This is a genomic window from Lysobacter sp. HA18 (assembly GCF_054057595.1).
The window spans coordinates 2,224,897-2,245,544 of record NZ_JBSRZL010000001.1 but is presented as its reverse complement, the minus strand read 5'-3'; the positions used below and the strand labels follow the sequence as shown (position 1 = coordinate 2,245,544).

16 protein-coding genes are annotated in these 20,648 nt (G+C 67.6%); 3 read left to right on the top strand and 13 right to left on the bottom strand.

Translation table 11 applies throughout. The annotated features are described in order from the left end of the window. Nucleotides 1-18: 18 nt before the first annotated feature. Entirely contained in the window at nt 19-2,094 is a 2,076-nt protein-coding gene (locus ACVWWW_RS11075) for a M13-type metalloendopeptidase (RefSeq protein WP_027083500.1), read from the bottom strand. 421 nt (nt 2,095-2,515) lie between these two features. On the opposite strand from ACVWWW_RS11075, the gene ACVWWW_RS11070 reads away from it, so the two are divergent. Further along, a complete protein-coding gene (locus ACVWWW_RS11070) occupies nt 2,516-3,820 on the top strand; it encodes a DEAD/DEAH box helicase (protein WP_051235302.1) in 1,305 nt (434 codons plus the stop codon). 12 nt (nt 3,821-3,832) lie between these two features. Here ACVWWW_RS11070 and ACVWWW_RS11065 read toward each other — a convergent pair whose 3' ends face one another. The 10 genes from ACVWWW_RS11065 to trxA form a co-directional block, all read right to left on the bottom strand. Next, complete coding sequence (locus ACVWWW_RS11065) at nt 3,833-4,972, bottom strand: DUF1501 domain-containing protein (RefSeq protein ID WP_027083501.1); 1,140 nt, start codon at nt 4,970-4,972, stop codon at nt 3,833-3,835. Between the two features lies 1 nt (nt 4,973). After that, nucleotides 4,974-6,392, bottom strand: coding sequence for a DUF1800 domain-containing protein (locus ACVWWW_RS11060; protein ID WP_027083502.1), 1,419 nt, complete (start codon nt 6,390-6,392; stop codon nt 4,974-4,976). Then, a complete protein-coding gene (locus tag ACVWWW_RS11055) occupies nt 6,389-6,640 on the bottom strand; it encodes a hypothetical protein (protein ID WP_155914361.1) in 252 nt (83 codons plus the stop codon). The genes ACVWWW_RS11060 and ACVWWW_RS11055 overlap by 4 nt, the downstream gene beginning before the upstream one ends. Nucleotides 6,641-6,924: 284 nt before the next feature. Beyond that, nucleotides 6,925-8,739 carry a DUF885 domain-containing protein gene (locus tag ACVWWW_RS11050; RefSeq protein WP_027083505.1) on the bottom strand — a complete coding sequence of 605 codons (1,815 nt, stop codon included), beginning with the start codon at nt 8,737-8,739 and terminating at the stop codon, nt 6,925-6,927. An 86-nt stretch (nt 8,740-8,825) separates the two neighbouring features. After that, nucleotides 8,826-9,632, bottom strand: coding sequence for a queuosine precursor transporter (locus tag ACVWWW_RS11045; RefSeq protein WP_051235486.1), 807 nt, complete (start codon nt 9,630-9,632; stop codon nt 8,826-8,828). Nucleotides 9,633-9,652: 20 nt separating this feature from the next. After that, on the bottom strand, nt 9,653-10,828 hold the full coding sequence (locus ACVWWW_RS11040; protein ID WP_027083507.1) for an SMP-30/gluconolactonase/LRE family protein: 1,176 nt from the start codon (nt 10,826-10,828) through the stop codon (nt 9,653-9,655). Further along, a complete protein-coding gene (locus ACVWWW_RS11035) occupies nt 10,828-11,481 on the bottom strand; it encodes a DUF502 domain-containing protein (RefSeq protein WP_027083508.1) in 654 nt (217 codons plus the stop codon). The genes ACVWWW_RS11040 and ACVWWW_RS11035 overlap by 1 nt, the downstream gene beginning before the upstream one ends. A 22-nt stretch (nt 11,482-11,503) precedes the next feature. Next, nucleotides 11,504-13,471 (bottom strand): bifunctional serine/threonine-protein kinase/formylglycine-generating enzyme family protein, encoded by a 1,968-nt coding sequence (locus tag ACVWWW_RS11030; RefSeq protein ID WP_196804384.1) that lies wholly within the window; start codon nt 13,469-13,471, stop codon nt 11,504-11,506. 74 nt (nt 13,472-13,545) lie between these two features. Beyond that, nucleotides 13,546-13,995: a DUF4442 domain-containing protein gene (locus tag ACVWWW_RS11025; RefSeq protein ID WP_027083510.1), complete on the bottom strand. Its 450-nt coding sequence runs from the start codon at nt 13,993-13,995 to the stop codon at nt 13,546-13,548. Between the two features lie 75 nt (nt 13,996-14,070). Beyond that, the gene (gene trxA, locus ACVWWW_RS11020; RefSeq protein ID WP_027083511.1) at nt 14,071-14,940 is read right to left on the bottom strand and encodes a thioredoxin; all 870 of its coding nucleotides are present in this window, start codon (nt 14,938-14,940) and stop codon (nt 14,071-14,073) included. A 74-nt stretch (nt 14,941-15,014) separates the two neighbouring features. Between trxA and ACVWWW_RS11015 the strand changes: the two genes are divergently transcribed. Then, on the top strand, nt 15,015-15,647 hold the full coding sequence (locus ACVWWW_RS11015) for a DUF998 domain-containing protein (RefSeq protein WP_051235304.1): 633 nt from the start codon (nt 15,015-15,017) through the stop codon (nt 15,645-15,647). Here ACVWWW_RS11015 and ACVWWW_RS11010 read toward each other — a convergent pair. Further along, on the bottom strand, nt 15,595-15,846 hold the full coding sequence (locus ACVWWW_RS11010; protein ID WP_027083512.1) for a SemiSWEET transporter: 252 nt from the start codon (nt 15,844-15,846) through the stop codon (nt 15,595-15,597). The two genes, ACVWWW_RS11015 and ACVWWW_RS11010, sit on opposite strands and share 53 nt — an antisense overlap. Nucleotides 15,847-15,982: 136 nt before the next feature. Beyond that, nucleotides 15,983-17,722, bottom strand: coding sequence for a diguanylate cyclase (locus ACVWWW_RS11005; protein ID WP_051235306.1), 1,740 nt, complete (start codon nt 17,720-17,722; stop codon nt 15,983-15,985). Between the two features lie 135 nt (nt 17,723-17,857). Here ACVWWW_RS11005 and leuS point away from each other — a divergent pair, with 135 nt between their 5' ends. After that, on the top strand, nt 17,858-20,629 hold the full coding sequence (gene leuS, locus ACVWWW_RS11000) for a leucine--tRNA ligase (protein ID WP_036142105.1): 2,772 nt from the start codon (nt 17,858-17,860) through the stop codon (nt 20,627-20,629). The last annotated feature ends 19 nt before the right edge of the window (nt 20,630-20,648 follow it).

The following is a 20,648-nucleotide window of genomic DNA, read 5'->3' as shown; positions in this document are numbered from 1 at the left end:
ACTGCATGTCGCGACGACTTACCAGATCACGACCTGCTGGTCGCTGCCACGCACCATCGGGCTGCCGACCTTGCACTGGAACGCGTTCGCGAACGCCGGCATGTTCGACGGCGCGCCGATCGCGCGGAAGTTCGCCGGTGCGTGCTCGTCGGTGGTGATGCGCAGCTTCAGCTCGTCCGGCGTGAAGTTGCGGCGCCATACGGTCGCGAAGTTGACGAAGAAGCGCTGGTCGCGGGTCAGGCCATCCTTGACCGTATCCGGCTTGCCGGCGGTCGCCTTCTGCATCGCGTCGTACGCGGTGTTGAGGCCGCCGAGGTCCGCGATGTTCTCGCCGAGCGTGTGCTTGCCGTCGACCTTCAGGCCCGGTGCGGCTTCGTAACCGTTGAACTGGTTGACGAGCTTGTCGGTGCGCGATGCGAAGCCCTTCGAGTCGGCATCGGTCCACCAGTTCTCGAAGTTACCGGTCGGCCCGAAACGGCTGCCCTGGTCGTCGTAGCCGTGCGTCATCTCGTGGCCGATCACCGCGCCGATGCCGCCGTAGTTCATCTCGTCGGGCGCCTTCGGGTCGAAGAACGGCGGCTGCAGGATCGCGGCCGGGAACACGATCTCGTTCATCGACGGGTTGTAGTACGCATTGACCGTCTGCGGGCTCATGCCCCATTCGGTGCGATCGACCGGCTTGCCGATCTTCGAGATGTCCCACTTGTAGTTGAACTCGTTCGCGGCCATCGCGTTGCCGAGATAGCTCTCGCGCGAGGTCTGCAGGCCCGACCAGTCACGCCACTTGTCCGGGTAGCCGATCTTCGGCGTGAACGCGGCCCACTTGGCGAGCGCCTTCTGCTTGGTTTCGGCGGTCATCCAGTCGAGCTTCTCGATGCGCGCCTTCTGTGCGTCGCGCAGGTTCTGCACGAGCGTTTCCATGCGCGCCTTCGATTCCGGCGAGAACGCCGTCTTGACGTAGAGCTGGCCCATCGCTTCGCCAGCGGCACCATTCAGCGCACCCAGCACGCGCTTGCCGCGCTCCTTGATCTGCTTCTGGCCGCGCAGCGTCTTGCTGTAGAAGTCGAAGTTCTCGTTGACGAACGCGTCCGACAGGTACGGCGACGCTTCGTCGACGGTGTGGAAGCGCAGGTAGCTGCGCCACGCCGATGCCGGCACGTCGCCGAGCATCTTGCTGACTTCCTGATGGAACGACGGAATCGCGAGCGAGAACATCGCCGGCACTTCCAGGCCCTGCGACTTGAAGAACGTCGTCCACGGGAAGTTCGGCGTCAGCTTGTCGGCCGCGGCCGGGCTGATCGGGTTGTAGAAGAGTTCGGCGTCACGCGACAGTTCCGAACGCGACTTCGACGCCTTCGCGAGGCGCGTTTCGAACGCGACCACGTCCTTCGCCTGCTTGGTGGCCTCGGCGGCCGGCGTACCCGACAGCGTCAGCACCTTGGCGATGTGCGCCTCGTACGCCTTCAGCACGCCCGCCTTGGTCGGGTCGCTGTAGAAGCTCGTATCCGGCAGGCCGAGGCCGCCCTGGAACGCGACGCCGATGTTGACCGACGAGTTCTTGTAGTCCGGCGTCGAGCCGAAACCGAACAGCAGGTTCTCGCCCTTGGCCGCGCTCTCGCGCAGGTAGTCGGCGATCTGGTCCTTGTTCGACAGCTTGTCGATCGCGTCGAGGTGACCCTTCAGCGGCGCGATGCCCTGCGCGTTGATGGCCTTGGTGTCCATGCCGGTCGCCCAGAAGTCACCGACGATCTTCTGCACGCCGGTCGCGTTCTTGTCGGCGGCGACCTTCTCGGCGATCTGGCGCTGCGCGGCGTTGCTGCGCTCGTCGAGCATTTCGAACGCGCCCCACGAGGTGCGATCGGACGGAATCGGGTGCGAGGCCAGCCACTTGCCGTTGACGTAGCCGCCGAAGTCCTTGCACGGTTCCTTGGCGGGGTCGAGGTCGGCCTTGGCGAAGCGGTTGACCGGCGGCAGCTTGGCGGCGTCGATGCTGAGGTCGTTGGACGCCTTCGGCGCGGCGTAGGCGGCGACGCCACCAGCCAGTACGGTCACGACGGCGAGGGCGAGCGGGAGAGTGCGGTTCTTCGAGGTCACGTAAGGCTCCGGAGCCGGGGCATTGGGGGTCGGCCCGGGACATGGCCACGGGCGACACGCCGGTTGGCATGCTGGCCGGACGTTACGCGGGGCCCGGCAGGCGGAAGCGTGCCGGAGGTCATGTCGGGCGGACCAGACTGAACCGCTCGGCGGAGCGGCCGGGCAGGCTGGAGCGTTTTCACGTAGCATCCACGTCGTTCGCCGTCTTGCATCCGCCCTCGGGCGCGTTTTCCACGGTTCTCGCAGGCCCCGCCGGGCCTTTGCCGCCCCATGCGGCATCGCGATGTCATCCGCACGCATTCTCGACGCCGACACGTTCCGGGCCTTTCCGGCGCGTCACCCCTTTACTCGCAGCGCGGTTTGGAAGGCTCCGAGTGGACCCGCGGTTATTCCCGCGGCGTATTTCCATTGGAGCACCACCATGACTGAACCCTCGACCTTCGAGGCGCTCGGCCTGCCGCCCGCCGTGCTGCGCGCGCTCGCTGTCCTCAACTACAACACCCCGACGCCGATCCAGCAGGCCGCGATCCCCGCGGTTCTCGCCGGCCGTGACGTCCTCGGCGCCGCGCAGACGGGTACCGGCAAGACCGGCGCGTTCGCGCTGCCGCTTCTCGCGCGTCTCTCCAAGACGACTGCCGCCCAGGGCCCGCGCCGTCCGCGCGCGCTCATCCTGGTGCCGACCCGCGAACTCGCGGTGCAGGTCAACGAGAGCCTGCGTTCCTACGCCCGCCACCTGCAGCTGCACACCTGCATGATCTTCGGCGGCGTCGGCATGGGCCCGCAGATGGACGTGCTGCGTCGTGGCGTCGACATCATGGTCGCCACCCCGGGCCGCCTGATCGATCACCTCGAGCGCGGCACCGCCAAGCTCGATTCGATCGAGATCCTCGTGCTCGACGAAGCCGACCGCATGCTCGACATGGGCTTCATGCCCGCGATCAAGCGCATCGTCAACACCGTGCCGAAGGCGCGCCAGACGCTGCTGTTCTCGGCGACGTTCGAGCCGCGCATCCGTGGCCTCGCCATGGACTTCATGCGTAACCCGGTCGAAGTCGAAGTCGCCGCGCGCAACACCGTTGCGTCGACGATCAAGCACATCGCGCATCCGGTCGATGGCAGCCGCAAGAAGGACCTGCTGGTCCACCTGCTGGCCACGCGCTTCCAGGATCGCGTGCTCGTCTTTGGCCGCACCAAGCACGGCTGCAATCGCCTGGCCGAGCAGCTGGAAGACGCAGGCCTGAAGGCCGTCGCCATCCATGGCAACAAGAGCCAGGGCCAGCGTCAGAAGGCACTCGACGCGTTCAAGGCCGGCCGCGCTCGCGTGCTGGTCGCGACCGACGTCGCCGCGCGTGGTCTCGACATTCCGGACCTGCCGCTGGTCATCAACTTCGACCTGCCGATGGTCGCCGAGGACTACGTGCACCGCATCGGCCGCACCGGTCGTAACGGCGCGACAGGTGAGGCGATCTCGCTGGTCGGCGTCGACGAAGGCGGCCTGCTCGCTCAGGTGCAGAAGATGCTCGGCCAGAACGTGCAGCAGGAAACGGTCGAAGGCTTCGTGCCGACGCGTCCGCTCCGCATGGACATGAAGCCGGTGCAGGCGCAGCGCACGCCGCGTCCGGCGCATCGTCCGCATGGCAAGCCGGCTGTACGCACCGCGCACGCGCATGCACACACCGGCAAGCCGCGTAGCGCGACCAGCCGTGCGGCACGTCCCGCGCGCTAAGGCGCGAGACGTCTAAGCCACCAGGCCGCCCATCACACGTGCGGTCGTGCTGTCGGGAAACACCTGACGCTCGACCGCCGTGCGATCCAGCCCCATGTGTTCGACCAGCACGCCCTTGAACAGGGCGCGCAGGTCGTTGGTCGCGTGCAGATCGCGGCCTTCAAATAGCGCGGACGAGGACAGGCCCGGCCAATCGCCGGCGACGCGTCCACCGCGTACCGCGCCACCCGCGAGGAATGCGACGCCGCCCGTGCCGTGATCGGTGCCGCCGGTGCCGTTGGCCGCGGCGGTGCGCCCGAATTCCGTCACGATCGCGACCACCGTCTTCGGCCAGATCGGCTGCGCGTTGTCGTGGAATGCGCGCAGGCCGGCATCGAGTTCGCCGAGCTTGCGCTTGAGTTGATACGCCTGGCCGCCGTGGCTGTCCCAGCCGGTGTCCTCGACGAAGGCGATGCGCGGGCCGTCGGCCGCACGCATGAACGTCGCCGCCGCCTGCATCGCTTCCGGCAATCGCAACGCACCGCTGCTGCCCATGTCGCCATTGCGCATCGCTTGGGCGAACGACGGCGCAAGCTCGCGGTCGTTCGCATACAGCGCTTGCAGGCGCTGCAACATCATCGGGTCGACATCGTCCGCGAATGGCGGCGACCACGTGCGCACACGGCCGGGGCCGCGCGCGGACAACGGTGCGACTGCCGCGACTGCGAGCGCGTCCGCGCCTGTCATCGCCGCGCTCGTGCGGCTCAGCCAGCCCGTCTGCAGATGCGCGCTGGCATCGCCACCGCTTTCCACGTTGTCCTGCGCTTCGAAATGCGAGCGGCCGCGATATGGCGGTGCGATCGCGACGACGGGCATGAACTGTTTCGACGCGTACAGCTGTGACGCGAACGACAGCGACGGGTGTAGGCCGAAGCCGCCGCCCAGCGGCAATGCATCAGTTACCGCGAGGTCGCGGCGTAGGCGCAGGTAGTCGGGATCGTCGACCGGCGGCAACGCATGCAGCGCATCAAGTCCGCCGCGCAGCAGCACGACGACGAAGCGGGCGTCGTTATCGCCTCGCAACGTGCCGGCGAACGAGGGAAGCCGCGGCCACAGCGCGAGCGATGCGCTGGCACCGGCGACGGCGAGGAAGCGGCGTCGGCTGGGGTCCATGTCAGGTCCTCCACTGGAACGCCGGACTCGCGAACAGCAGCGCGAGCCCGGAGCGTGCGGATTCGGCGCGACGCAGCGTGGTTGCGGTCGCATCGTCGAGATGCGGGCCGAGCGCCGTGCGCGCGGTGGCGAGCGGGTCGGGCGTGGATGCGAGCGTCGCGAGGCGCTGCGCGGCCTGCACGCGCTTGAACAGCGCGTCGCCGCCGCTCCATGCGGTGGTGATATCCGGAAAACCCGCCGGAGAGCGGGGAGTGAATGCGGGCTCGCCAAGTTGCGTCAACACCGGCTGCAAACGCGCGATGGACTCTTCCGTATCCAGCGAACGCAGCGCGGCGACGAGGAAATCATCCGGCGTGCGGAACTTGCGCGCACTCGCGTCCCACGCTTCGGGGCTGTCGATCAGCACGCGGTACACGTCGACGAGTTGCCCGTTGCTGCGCGTCCACGCCTGCGCCATGCGGTCGACGACGGCTTTCGGCGGATCGTCGGAAATGAAATGACGCGCGAGCTTCGTCGACACGTGGCGCGCGGTCGACGGATGCACCGCGAGGTCGCGCAGGATCGCGCGTCCCTGGTCGATGCCGCCTTCCGCATAGCGACGGCCGATCACGCTGCGCGCGCCACCTTCGTGCGCGTTCGGGCGAAACACGAAAGCGGAGGTCGGCACGCTCTCGAGCATTTCGCGCGGTGCGGGCGTGCTCCAGCCGGTGATCGCACGCGCGAGTTCGGTGACGTCGACCTGCGAGTAGCCGCCGTCGACGCCGAGCGTGTGCAGCTCGAGGATTTCGCGCGCGAGGTTCTCGTTGAGGCCGAGCTGTCGCTTGCCCATGGCGCGCTGTGCGGCGCGCGAGTCGTCGCCGATCGAACGCACGTTGTCGAGGTAGCGAAGCATCGCCGGATGCTGCTCGACCGCGATGAGCAGGTCGCCGAAGCGTGCGAATGCGTTTGGACGGATCGCTTCGCGCTCCATCGGCGCCGCGTAGAGCAGGGCCTGCCGCTTGTCGATCGAGACCGCGAAATGGTTCGACCAGAAACGCACGAGGCGTTCGGCGAAACCGTCGGGCGTGGTCGCGGCCTGGCGATAGCGTGCGTCGAGTTCGGCGCGTACGGAGTCGCGCAGCGCGCCGCGTCCACCGCCCTTGCGATTGCGCGACTGCGGCATTGGGTCGTCCTGCATCGGCGACGTCGTGTCGTCGCGCATGCGCTTGGCCTGTCGCGCGTTGGCGAGCACGGTCGCTTCGAGATGCAGGTAGTCGCGGCTCGACGGCAGCGCGCCGAAATCGTTCGCGCCGGCGTTTCCGCCCAGTTGCCGGATCAGCACTGCATGCGGATCGTCCGCACGATCGAGATCGCCCGGGCGTGCGCCCAGTCCGAACCTGTTATGCGTGCTGGCGAGTCGTCGTTGTTGGTCGTCTGTCATCTCACGCCCTCCCCGGGTGGAAACGCCCGGGGAAGCTCGCGGTTGACAGGTTTGGCGCACGCGCGCGTGAGCGGGGCGCCGCGTTGCGCGGATTCGCAGGCGTCCAGCGGCCGTTGCGGCTCGATGGGTCGTGCCGCGAGCAGGAAGGCGAGGGCGAGCAGGGCGACGCCGAACGCGATGCCGGCCGCGATCGCGAGGGCATCGCGAAGTGCGGCATAGCGGCGGGTGGGTCGAGCGTCCTGCGTCATCGGCATGCGATCCGTGCAATGCGGGGTGCGATGGTTCGCGCGAGTCGATGCGCACGTCGCCCGACCGCCTGCGCGCTAACGCAAGGCGGATATGCGACGCAGCGAAGCAGGAGGCGACGGTCCATGGCGGCTCGCGAATGATCGGAGTCGCGAACGCCCGATGTATGCGCGCGGTTGACCCCGCCCGATGCACGGTCGGGGCCGGCGTGCAGGCGGTCGCTCGTGGGTGGCCGGAACGCGAACGGGCCGCTTTCGCGGCCCATCCGGTGAGGCATTTGCGTGGATCAGGAGGCCTTCTTCGCCTCGATCCAGCGGTCGATCTTGGCGTCGAGCACGTCCAGCGGTACCGCGCCGTCCCTCAGCACTTCGGCATGGAACTCGCGGATATCAAACTTCGGACCCAGCGCCTGCTGTGCACGCGCACGCAGCTCCTTGATCTTGAGTTCGCCCGACTTGTACGCCAGCGCCTGGCTCGGCCACGCGATGTAACGCTCGGCTTCGGCCGTGGCGTCGGTCTCGCTCGCCGCGGAGTTGTCGAGCATGTACTTGATCACCTGGTCGCGGCTCCAGCCCTTGCTGTGGATGCCGGTGTCGACGACGAGGCGGATCGCGCGCCAGAGTTCGTTCTGCAGGTAGCCGAAGTAGCTGTACGGATCCTTGTAGACGCCGACGTCTCGACCGAGCGATTCCGCGTACAGGCCCCAGCCTTCGGCGAACGCCGTTTCGCCGCCGAAACGACGGAACTTCGGCATCGTCGTCAGCTCCTGCTGCAACGAGATCTGGAAGTGATGGCCGGGGATCGCCTCGTGCAGGAACAGGTCTTCCGCGTCCCACGTCTTGCGGCTCGGCAGGTCGTAGGTGTTGACGTAGAAGATGCCCGGACGCGTGCGGTCCTCGCTGCCGCTCTGGTACTCACCACCCGCAGCCGACTTCGCGCGGAAGGCTTCGACCGGGCGGATCTCGAACGGCGTCTTCGGCGTCAGCGAGAACTCGGTCGGCACGCCGGCCATGATCGTCTTCTCGAGGCTGCGATAGAACGTGAGCAGCTCGTCCTCGGTCTTGAACTGGAAGCGCGGGTCGGTGCGCATGAACTGGAAGAAGTCCTGCAGCGAGCCCTTGAAGCCGACCTGCTGCATCACCTGCTGCATCTCGCCGTGGATGCGCGCGACTTCGCTCAGGCCGAGCTCGTGGATCTGCTCCGGCGTGCGGCTGGTCGTGGTGCTGTTGCGCACGTCGTAGGCGTACCAGGCCTTGCCGTTCGGCAGCGAATCCAGGCCGATCGTCTCGCGCGTCTTGGGCACGTATTCGTCATTGATGAAGGCACGCAGGCGCTTGTAGGCCGGCATCACCTGCTTGCTGATCATGTCGCGATACTGGTTCGTGAGGCGCTCGCGATCGGCTGCCGAGAAATCCTTCGGCATCTTCGCGATCGGGCCCCAGAACAGCGTCTTGGTCGGGTCGTCGTTGATCAGCGCGTCGAGCTGGGGCACCACCTTGACCATCAGCACGCGCGGCTGCACGACACCGGCCTTGACGCCTTCGCGCATGTTCGAGATCGACGTGTCGAACAGCTTCGGCAGCTGGTTCGCGCGCTTGAGCCAGTTGTCGTAATCCTTGACGGTCTTGAACGGCTGCGGACCGGTGCCCGAACCGAACATCGCGCCGTAGCTCGCGATGCTGCCCATCTGGTTGACCGGCATCATCCAGTCGGGGAACTGCTCGCCTTCGAGCGAGCGCTTGGCGCCGTCGACGAAGATCTCGTAGCTCAGCAGGTCCTGGCCGGTCAGGCCGTCGCTGCCGACCTTCTGCACTGCATTGAGCCACTTCGTCGTGAAGTCGTGCTGCTTCTTGCGGTACTCGGCCGTGCCGAAGTCGGGCATCTGATCGTTGTAGCGCGGGTCACCCTGGAACGTGGCCTGCAGCGGGTTGAGCTTGAGCAGCTCCTCCCAGTACTGGTCGTACATGGCCGACAGCTTCTGGCCCTTGGCGGACTGCGTGCTGGACGCCGCGGCGGGCGCCTTTGCCGGTGCGGCGATGGAGGGCAGGGCGGCAATGCCGAACGCGAGGGCGACGGCAAGGGTGATGGGACGCAGATGCATGGCGGGCTCCGGCTGGGGACCCCCGGAGCATGCGGGCTTCCGCGTGCGCTATCGCCGGTCGGAAGTCATGCAATGGCCGCCTTCCGTCAGTCCGCCGCAGCCTGCGCGCGCAGCTGGTCGGCGCGTTCGACACCGAGGAAGCGGATCATCGCGTTCTTCATGATGTAGATCAGCGGGATCATCGCCACCGCCGCGACCATCTTGTAGGCGTAGTTCACCGTGCTCACCGCGAGGAACAGGCCCATCGGCCAATGCTGCGGGCCGAGCACGAACGCGATGTACAGCACGACGAAGCTGTCGACGAGCTGCGACACCGCGGTCGAGCCGGTGGAGCGCAGCCAGATGGCACGCGCGCCGGTCGCGCGGCGGATGCGATGGAACACCGCGACGTCGATGAACTGCCCGAGCAGGAACGCGACCAGCGAGCCCGCGATCGTCCACATGCCTTGCCCGAACACGGCCGAAAACGCGGCCTGGTAGTTGTCGACACCCTGCGATTTCGCCGCGCCGATCCACCAGCCCGCCGGCGCCAGCGAGATTGCGGCGAACGCGAAGGCAAATCCGTAGACGATGAGCGCGGCGGCCAACAACGAAATGATGCGCACGCCTCGATGGCCATAGAACTCGTTGATGACGTCGGTCATCAGGAACACGATCGGCCACAGCAATGTGCCGGCCGTAAAACTCAGTGAGCCGTTCTGTCCGAACAGATGCCATTCGAACGGATTGATCCCGAGCGTGTCCTCGAGCGCGAAGATCTTTACGCCGATGAACTCGGCCAGCACGGTGTTGACGCAGAACAGCGCGGCGAGACCGATGAACAAGCGCACTGCGCGGTCGGCGAGGACGTGCGGCGTGCGGTCGGCCGATGTGGCCGGCGTTGCTGCAGGCATGTCGTCGACGGAGGTCGCGCTCATCGGGCTTTCCGCAGGTGGTAGACGACGCCCTTGCGGTCGTCGCTGAAATAGAGCGCGCCGTTGCCGTCGTCGATCAGGCCGGCGGGGCGGCCGTTGACCTTGGTGCCTTCGAGGAAACCGGTGATCAGCGGTTCGACCGTGCGGCCGTCGCGGCTCACGCGCACCAGCACGTAGCCGTGGCCGATGCGTTCATTGGTGGAGCCGTGCAGCGCAACGATGTAATGGTTGGCGAGTACGTCCGATGCATCGCGGCTTGCGGGCATCGGCAGCACGCCGAGCGCCGAGGCGTGCGCGGGGAAGTGCGCGAACGGCGTCGCGACATGTGCGCAGCCGGCGGCGCGCGGGAACTTCGGATCAGCCGTAACGCGGCCCGCTGCGCTGTAGCAATACGGCCAGCCCGCATCCATTCCGTCGACGATGCGGTACATCGTTTCGTCGGGACGATTGAGGCCGAGGTGGTCCGCGCCCTGGTTCGTGGCGATCAGCGCGTCGCCGTCGCGCACCAGCCCGACCGCATTGCGCAGGCCACGCGCGATGGTGCGCTGCTTTCCATCGGGACCGATCGCGACGATGCTCGCGCGCACGGCTTCCTTCTCGATGCAGGCATTGCAACTGCTGCCGACGGAAACGAGCGCGGTGCCGTCCGGCTCGACCAGCACGGTGCGCGTCAGATGCCAGCCGCCGTACTTGTAGCTGAGGCCGTAATCGGGAAACGTGGCGAGGGTTTCTGGCGCGCCGGAAATGCGACCCGTCGCGACGTCGTACGGATAACGCAGCAGCGCCTGAGTGAGCGCGAGGTAGAGCCACGTGCGCGACTTCGCATCGGTGTGGAACGCGATGCTGTTCGGGTTGCGCAAGCCGTCGAGCATCACCGTCGGCGCTGCGAAACGTCCCGTCGCCGCGTCCGCCTGGCCCAGCATCAGCACCTGGCCTTTGCGGTTGTCGGTAAGGTCGTGCATGTCGGTGACGAGCAGCCGACCGCGCGGATCCCGCGCGAAGAAGCGCACGCGGTGCAGGCCCTGCAGCACCGGGTCGAGCCGGTAACCCGCCGGAATGCGCAACTGGAACGACGAGCCGTCGGCCAGCGCAACGCGCTGCGCGACGAGTTTCGGCTGCGCGGCGAATGCGGGCGCCAGCGCAAAGGCCAGCAATGCGAGGAATGCGCGTTTCATCAGTCGTCCTTGGCCGGTGCGCTGAAGGGAATCGTTTCCGGCGATACGGCGCCGCCGGAAATGATGAAGCTCATCGCCTGGTCGACCGTCCAGTCCGTCGGCGTGATCTTTTCGATCGGAACGATTTCGAGGTAACCGGAGGTCGGATTCGGCGTCGTCGGCACGTACACCGCGGCGAGTTCGCGACCCGTGCCCTGTTCGCGCAGGACACGCGTGACGAAGCCGATCGATTTCATGTGCGCATTCGGAAAATCGACCAGCACCACGCGCTGCGTGCCGTCCGGTTTCGTCTGCAGGATGTCGAGCAACTGCCGCGCGCTGCCGTAGATGATGTTCGCGAACGGAATGCGCTTGATCAGCGCCTCGAACCAGCGCAGCAGGCGCTGGCCGAAGACGCGTCGGGCCATCATTCCCGACATCAGGATCACCGCGATCGTTGCGAGCAACGCGAGACCGTTCTGCACCCACGGCGCGGCGACCCATGCGAACGTCGGATTACCGTCGGCGATGCCCTGCAGGCCCGGCCTGATCAGCGGTCGGCTGATGTCCGACAGCAGCACGAACACGAACTTGACGACCACCCACGTCAGCCAGATCGGCAACAGGGTGAGCAGGCCGGTGAGGAAGAGTCGCTGCAGGTTGGTTTTGCCCATGCGGCGATTGTAGGCGGCGCGGTCAGCGCTCGCGCATCAGACGGAAGCCGACGTCGTCGTAACCGCGATTGGCGGCGAGTGCTTCCTGCGCGGTGCGGCCGCGCCAGGAATGTGCGGTCACCGTGCGCTGTACGCAGCTGCTGCCGCAGTCACGTAGCCACAGGCTCACCGCGCGGCTGCCGACATCCGCCGACACGCGGGACGATTCGGACGACGAGGGCAGGCGGAAATGGCCGCCGGCCTGATTGCTCAGCCAGTTCGCATACGCCTCCGCATCCTGCAGCGACACGCAGACCACGGGATCGTTCGCACCCTGCGCGAAGCCGGGCGACTGCCAGCTGCGCGGCGAGAACACGCGCAACAGCGACGCGCGCTCGCGACACAGCGACGGCGGGCGATGAGTCGCCTCGACGAAGCGCTGGTACTCGGCGCGGGTGACGGGGCGATCGGACACGCTGCCGCGACCGAGGTCCGCGACTTCATCGCCGACGACCGTGCGCGGCGCGCCTTCGATGTTGTTCGCCTCGCGCGTCCAGCGCGCGAGTTCCGTCGGTGCGAGGCGCAGGTCGCGCGCGAGCACCAGTGACTGCTGTGCGCGCTTGCGATCGTTGTGCTTCAGCGCGTCGTCGAAGCGCGTACGCAGCGCTTTCTGCACGTCAGGTGTCGCGGTGATCGCTTCCGGATGCGGGCCGAGCGCACGCGCGAGTTCGTCGAGATGCCCGGACAGGTCGCGTGCGCGGACGTCGTCGTTCGTGCGGACGGCAGTGGCCATGCGCGTGCGGATTGCCGTCGCGACTTCGCCGACGACCGCCTGCACGCGCGCGTCGGTCGGATTGTCGTTCCACGCGGCCATGACCGTAGCGAGCGCGTTGTCGCCGTCGGGCGCGGTCAATGCATTGCGCGCGATCTGCGTGCGTGCGCGCGACACCGCCATCTCGACGTCGGCGCCGGGCAGTGGCTCCAACATGCTGTCGGTGGGGTCCGGCGCGGCCGTGCTGGCCTGCGTCGAATGCGTGGGATTCGATGCATGGAAGAAGCCATCGCTACCGCCGCGTGGCCAGATCGATGCGATGCCCCACGTCACCAGTGCGAGCGCGACGGCTGCAGCGCCCCAGCGCACGGCCGGGCTCGTCACGACGTCCCGCGCGCGATCCCATGCCGGCAGCCAGCGCGGCGGGCGCACCGCGAGCATGGCGTCGCGCATTTCGGCGGCGGTCTGGAAACGCGAGTCGGCGGACTTCGACAGGGCGCGATACATGAAGCGCTGCCAGTGACGCAGGTGCGCAGGCAGTTTCGGAATGGGCTGCTGCGCGTGCGCGATCGCCATGGACAGCGCGTCACCGGCTTCGTACGGAAGTCGGCCGGCCAGCATTTCCCACAGCACGACGCCGAGGCTGTAGAGATCGGCGCGACCGTCGACATCCTCGCCACGTGCCTGCTCGGGCGCCATGTACGCGGTGCTGCCGACGGCGAGCCCGGCGGTGGTGACGCGCGGGCCGAAACCGCGTCGCAGCGCGATGCCGAAATCCGCCAGCAGCGGGCGACCGGCGTCGTCGAACAGGACGTTTTCGGGTTTGACGTCGCGATGCACGACGCCGCGCGAATGGGCGTACTCGAGCGCAGCGAGCAGCGCGGTCGCGATCTCGACGGCGCCGGCTTCGTCGCGGGTGAAATCGACGTCGCCCAGGTGCCCGCGCGCGAGGTGCGGCATCGAGTAGTAGGGCAGCCCGTCCTTCGTGCGGCCGAGCTCGTGGATGCGGACGATGTGCGGATGCTCGAGGCGCGCGATCGTGCGGACCTCGTTCTCGAAGCGGCGTCGGCTCACCTCGTCGGCCAGCGCCTGCGGCGCCATGACCTTGATCGCGACTTCGCGCCCCAGTGCGATCTGATCGGCGAGGTAGACGGTCGACATGCCGCCCTGGCCGAGGCGGCGCAGCAGGCGGTACCCGGCGATCTGCGGGAGTGTCTCGACGTTGGCGTCGGCGGGCATTTGCTCGTCCATGCCGGCCCGAGCATATAGGGCCGGACGCGCGGCGCGAAGGCCGGATTCCGGCGGAAACGTGATCAGCGGCCCGGCTTGCGCCGCACGTAGAGCTGTTTGCGCACGCGCGCGACGGTGTGGCCGTCGGCGTCGATGACGGGCGTCTCGAACCAGCGCAGGTGCTTGGCGCCGTCGGCGGTCTGCGTGCGGATGTCGTCCAGCGTGGCGTCGTCGAGGTGGAAGTCGGCATGCACGATGCCGCGACCGGGGCGGTCGAAATCGATGGCGCCGGAACGGTCCCAGACGAAGTAGTCACGCCCGACATTGCGCATGACCAGCAGCATCCAGAACGGGTCGGTCATGGCGAACAGGCTGCCGCCGAAATGCGTGCCGACCGCGTTGCGGTTCCACGGGCGCAGGCGCAGCTCGACGCGCGCATGGCGGAAGTCGTCCGCGAGATGGGTAACATGGATGCCGGTCGCGAGGAACGGCGGCCAGATGTTGAGCGCATGCCGCAACGCGCCGGCACGGATGTTCTGCGGGTTCAAGGTGCGGTTCCGCTGGACGCCCGGCGACGGGCTTTTCGGCTTCGGGCGATGCGTCGCGGCTCAGAAGAGCAGCGATGACATCCTGCGGCGGTAGCGGCCGACGAGATCCTCGTCGGGGACGATCCGGAACGCATCGATGAGCGTGCGTCGCGCAAGGCCTTCTTCGTACTGGCGATCGCGGCGGAGCATTTCGATCAGGTGTTCGAGGCCGTCTTCTTCGCGGCCGCCGAGCACGCGTTGCACCGCAAGCAGGTGACGTGCGCGCAGGTCGGCCGGGTCGGCGGCAATGACGGCTTCCAGCACGTCGGCCGGAGGCGCGTTGCTCGCCGCGGCGAGCAGGCGCAGGTGCGCGCGGGCGCGCTCGGTGCGGTCGTCCGTGGCGAGGTTGGCGGGCAGGGCGTCCAGCAGCTGCTCCGCTTCGGGCGTCGCGCCGGTGGCCAGCAGCGCGAGCGCGAGGTCGAGCTTGAGTGCGTCGTCTTCGGGCTTGCCCGCCACTTCGCCACGCAGGCGAACGACCTCGGCGTGCGGGTCGATCGCCGGCGCGTCCTCGACCACTTCCGGTGCCGTCGTCGCGGCCAGCGGCTCGATGCCGTGCGTCTTCAGGAATTCGCGCAGCGTGCCTTCCGGAATCACGCCCGGGAAGCCGTCGGCAAGCTGGCCATCCTTGACGAGGTAGACGGTCGGGATCGAGCGCACCTGGAACGCGGCGGCGAGCTGCTGTTCCTTGTCGACGTCGACCTTCGCCAGCAGGAACGCGCCGTTGTATTCGGCGGCGAGCTTTTCCAGCACCGGGCCGAGCGTCTTGCACGGGCCGCACCATTCGGCCCAGAAATCGACCAGCACCGGCACCTGCAGCGAGCGCTGCAGCACGGTGTCCTGGAAGCTGTCGGCGGTGGCGTCGAAGACGTGCGGATTCGCGTCGGCGGTCATGGCGGCTCCTGGAAGTGCACGGGAGATGGGGACGTGCCCCGGTCTCCGCAAGGCGCGCACGCTAGCATGGGTCCATGCAACGACACGTCAGCCTTCCGCTCGCCGCCGCGATCGCCGCGGCCGTCCTTTTCGCCGTGTCGGTCGCCGGTTTCGGCGTGATGCACGACGGGTTCTCGCAGCTGCGGCATCCGGTCGCCGCGCTGGGTGGGAGCGGCGTCGATCATGCGCTCGCGTTCAACGTGTTTGCGTTCGTCGTGCCGGGGCTGCTCGCGGCGTTCGCGACTCAGGCGCTGCGCGCACGAATGGCGGATACGCGCTTCATCGCGCGCTTGGGAGTGCAGGCATTGACCCTCGCGGCGATGGCGTTCGCCGCGCTCGGGCTGCTGCCGCTGGATTCCACCGACCTGCTCGCAACCGCCAGCCGGCTGCACGCGGCGACATGGACGGTCTGGTGGGTCGCGTTCGTCGCCGGCGCGTTGATGCTAGCGGTCGGCATGCGTGGAACGCGGCAAGCGCGGCGGAGCTGGATGGTGGCCGGTTGCGCGTTGGTGACGCTGGCATTCGCGCTCGTGTTGCCGGGCCTGCTTCCCGTCGGGCTGTCGCAGCGCGTCGCGTTCGGTGCGTGGTTCGCCGCGACGGTGCTGTGCGCGCCGCCTAACCGTGGCGCAGCTTCAGTACCAGGATCGTCGCCGACAGGCCCAGCGTAAGCAGGTTCGACACGATCATCGGCCACGACATCAGCACGATGCCGTAGAAGAACCAGCACGCGACCCCGACCGTAAACACGACGTACATCCCCAGCGAAATGCCGCTGGTGTCGCGCGTGCGGATCGTCTTGATCGCCTGTGGGATGAAGGACGACGTGGTCAGTACCGCGGCCGCATAGCCGACCCATTCGCCGGTCATGCGGACGCCTGCGCGGCGGTCGAGGCGAGTCGGCGAAGGGAAGGGCGGCTGGGCATGCGGATGTAGTTCCGGAGATCAGGACGTCGGGCCGAATGTCGAACGAATGGCCCGACGCGCGCTGCGGCCGGCGATTGAATCACGCGCGGCGGCTGTCGGGCAGGGCGTCGCCACGCGAAGAGGGCAGCGACGACCGCAGCACGCGATTGCGACCCTGCGCCTTCGCCGCGTAAAGCGCGCGGTCGGCGGTGGCGAGCAGCGTTTCCGGCGTGTCCATACCGACCTGCAGTTCGTGCACACCGATCGACGCCGTGACCGGCCCGAGTTCGCGGCGCATGTAGGTGATCGATGCTTCCGCGATCGCCAGGCGGATCTGCTCGGCGCGCATCGCGGCCTGCTCGAGCCCGGCTTCCGGCATGACGATGGTGAATTCCTCGCCACCGTAACGGCAGGCGATATCCTCGCCGCGTGTTACCGCCGCAAGCACCTGGCCGATCTTGGTCAGCAGTGCATCGCCGGCGCCGTGGCCGTGCTCGTCGTTGAATCGCTTGAAGTAATCGACGTCGATCATCAGCACCGACAGCGGGCGCGCGCGGCGCTCGCAGCGTTCCATCTCGCGCGGCAGGCTTTCTTCGAGATAGCGGCGGTTGTACAGCCCGGTCAGCGGATCGCGCAGCGACTGCACGCGCAGGCTTTCGCGCAGTTCCAGGCTGTAGAGCACGACGCCGAGATGCTCCGCGACGGATTCGACCGCCGCGCGCTCGAGGTCGCTGAGTTGTACGCCGAGACGCGTGCTGACGTGCAGTAAGCCGAGCGTCATGCCCTGCGATGCGAGCGGCATGCAGACGCCACACGCCTGATCCGGCGTCAGCTCCTCCAGATGTTCGCAACGCGCCATCGGGCGCGACGGATCGAACGCGTGCGGGCTTCCGCGTCGCAGCGCCCAGCATTGGTCCGGCCGCATCGCGTCGGGATATTCGGTGCCGTGCGTGCCGAAGAGCGGACGCAGCTCCAGCAGGTTCTGCGATGCGCGCATCGAATAGCAGACGCCCGCGCCGTTCGGCACGAGTTGCGACAGCGCATTGCCGGCGACGTCGAGCGCTTCCTCGACGTTCTGGCAGCTGTGCAGCAGGCCGGCGAACGCGCCCAGTACGCGACGCTGCTCGGCGAGCCGCTCGCGCTGTTCGATCGACGCTTCGAGCGTGGCCAGCGCCGTTCGCGCTTCGCTTGCATGCTTGCTGGACCGCCGCGTTTCGCGACCGATCATCGCCAGCAGCACGCCCAGCATCGTGACCGACAGCAGCATGCCGATCACGACGAACAGCGTCAGGCGGACCGAGTCCCGGCTGCTGGCCGCGGTTCGCTCCTCCAGCAGGCGTCGCTCGACGCGCGCCATCTCGGCAGTGGCCTGATCAACCGCTTCGTTGGTCGGGATTCCGCTTTCGACCATCACGTGGTTGGCCGCCTGCGCCGAGCCGGTCTGGTGAAGGGTCACGCTTCGCTCGACCTCGACGAGGCGTCGCGCCACGAGCGCGCGAAGTGCCAGCGCGCGGCGCTCCTGCGCCGGGTTGTCTTCGACCAGCCGCGCCAACGCGTCAGCGCTCGAGATCGGCTGCGGCCGGTTACCGACATATTCGGCCTGGAGGCGCTCGTCGCCGGCGAGGCGGTACCCGCGCGCGGCCGACTCGGTGGCATCGAGCGCGGACCGCACCGACTCGATCTGCGCGAGCACCTGATAGGTATGGCTGACCCATTGCGTGCTGGCGTTGAACGAGCGGATGCCCCAGAGCATCACGCCCGTCACGGCCAGCAGCGCCGCCAGAAGGGCGGCGAGCACCGGGAAACGGCGTCGATCGGTTCGAAGCGTGCTGAGCGGCATTCAGGTAGGCGCGTCGGGTCTGTCGCCACCCTAGCAAGCGGCATGCCGCGGCCGCGCCAACGGACCGTCGGCGTGACGGCCGTTTGTGCACTGCGATAGGCTTTTCGACCGCCCGCCCGTTTCCGGACTGCACCCGTGTCCTCCCCCAACGCGAACGACGTCACACTTTCCGGCTCCGAGCCGCGCGCCTACGAGCCCGGCTCCGTCGAGTCGTCCGCGCAGTCGTTCTGGGACCGGACCCGCGCCTTCGAGGTCGTCGAGACCTCGGAGAAGCCCAAGTACTACTCCCTGTCGATGCTGCCGTACCCGTCGGGCGCGCTGCACATGGGCCACGTGCGCAACTACACGATCGGCGACGTGATCAGCCGCTACAAGCGCATGACCGGCCACAACGTCATGCAGCCGATGGGCTGGGACGCCTTCGGCCTGCCGGCCGAGAACGCGGCGATCAAGAACAACACCGCGCCGGCGAAGTGGACCTACGCCAACATCGAGCACATGCGCGCGCAGCTGCGGCAGATGGGCTACGCGATCGACTGGTCGCGCGAGTTCGCCACCTGCCGCCCGGATTACTACGTCCACGAGCAGCGCATGTTCGTGCGGCTGATGAAGCAGGGCTTGGCGTACCGCAAGAATTCGGTCGTGAACTGGGACCCGGTCGACCAGACCGTGCTCGCCAACGAGCAGGTGATCGACGGCCGCGGCTGGCGTACCGGCGCGGTGGTGGAGAAGCGCGAGATCCCGCAGTGGTTCCTCAAGATCACCGACTACGCGCAGGAACTGCTCGACGGCCTCGACACGTTGCCGGGCTGGCCGGATGCGGTCAAGACCATGCAGCGCAACTGGATCGGTCGTTCCGAAGGCCTGGAAATCCGCTTCGACGTGCGCGATGCGCGTGGCGCGGCGGTCGAACCGCTGACCGTGTTCACCACGCGCCCGGACACGCTGATGGGCGTAACGTTTGTTTCCATCGCGGCGGAACATCCGCTCGCGATGGAAGCTGCGGAGTCGAACGGCGACCTCGCCGCGTTCATCGCTGATCTGCGACGTGGCGGCGTCTCCGAAGCCGAACTCGAAACGCAGGAAAAGCGCGGCATGGATACCGGCCTGCGCGCCGTGCATCCGCTCAGCGGCGAAGAGCTGCCGGTATTCGTCGCCAACTTCGTGCTGATGAATTACGGCACCGGCGCGGTGATGGGCGTACCCGGCCACGACGAGCGCGACTGGGCGTTCGCGAAGGCCTACGACCTGCCGATCCGCATGGTCATCGCGCCGACTGAAGTGCGTGATGCGATCTTCGAAGCCGCCAAGCACCTGGTTCGCCACGACGATCCCATGACCGTCGCGCTCGGCGAATCCGGCGCGACCGATCCGTACGAAACGCGCGCGGCCGTGGAAGTCGTCGACGCATTCGAGCGCGGCATCCTCGATACAGGCGCATGGACCGAGAAGGGCTGGATCGTCAATTCCGACGACCTCGACGGCATGGAGTATTCGGAAGCCTTCGAATACCTCGCGAAGCGTCTCGAAGCCGAAGGTCACGGGCGTCGTCGCGTCAATTTCCGCCTGCGCGACTGGGGCGTGAGCCGCCAGCGTTACTGGGGCTGCCCGATCCCGGTCATCTACTGCAATTCGTGCGGCGCCGTGCCGGTGCCCGAAGAGCAGTTGCCGGTCGTGCTGCCGGAAGACGTCGCATTCAGCGGCGTCGCCTCCCCGATCAAGTCCGACCCGGACTGGCGCAAGACCACGTGCCCGAACTGCGGCGCGGCGGCCGAGCGCGAGACCGACACCTTCGACACCTTCATGGAGTCGAGCTGGTACTACGCGCGTTACACGTCGCCGGGCGCGGAAACGCAGGTCGACGAACGCGCGAAGTACTGGCTGCCGGTCGACCAGTACATCGGCGGCATCGAGCACGCGATCCTGCACCTGCTGTATTTCCGCTTCTATCACCGCCTGCTGCGCGATGCGGGCCTCGTCAACGGCGACGAGCCGGCGACGAATTTGCTCACGCAGGGCATGGTGATCGCCGACACGTTCTATCGCGAGCTCGACAACGGCGCGAAGGACTGGATCAACCCGGCCGACGTCGAGATCGATCGCGACGAGCGCGGCAAGATCATCGGCGCGCACAGCAAGGTCGACGGCGGCCGCGTGCAGATCGGCGGCACCGAGAAGATGTCGAAGTCGAAGAACAACGGCGTCGATCCGCAGACGATGGTCGGCAAGTACGGGGCCGACACGGTGCGCCTGTTCTCCATGTTCGCCGCGCCACCCGAGCAGTCGCTGGAATGGAACGAAGCCGGCGTCGAAGGCATGGCGCGTTTCCTGCGCCGTTTCTGGCGCGAGGTAATCACCCACGTATCGCAGCCGGACCATCCGGAAGTCGACGCGTCGCAGCTCAACGTCGCGCAGAAGACGTTGCGCCGCCAGCTGCACGAGACGATCCAGAAGGTCGGCGACGACTACGGCCGTCGCCACGCGTTCAACACCGCGATCGCGTCGCTGATGGAGCTGCTCAACGCCGTGTCGAAGTTCGACGACATCAGCGACCAGGGCCGCGCCGTGCGCCACGAAGCGCTGCAGACGATGGTGCTGCTGCTCAATCCGGTGACGCCGCATGTCTGCCACGCCTTGTGGCAGGCGCTGGGTCATCCGGAAACGCTGCTCGAGGACGTGCCGTTCCCGCAGGCCGACCCGTCGGCGCTGGTGCGCGACGCGGTGACGCTCGCGGTGCAGGTCAACGGCAAGCTGCGCGGCACGATCGAGGCGGCGGTGAATGCGCCGCGCGAAGCGGTGGAAGCTGCGGCGCTCGCCGAGCCGGGCGTCGCGAAATTCCTCGAAGGCCAGACGGTGCGCAAGGTCATCGTCGTGCCGGGGAAGATCGTCAACATCGTCGCCGGCTGATCGCTCGCGTCCACGTGCA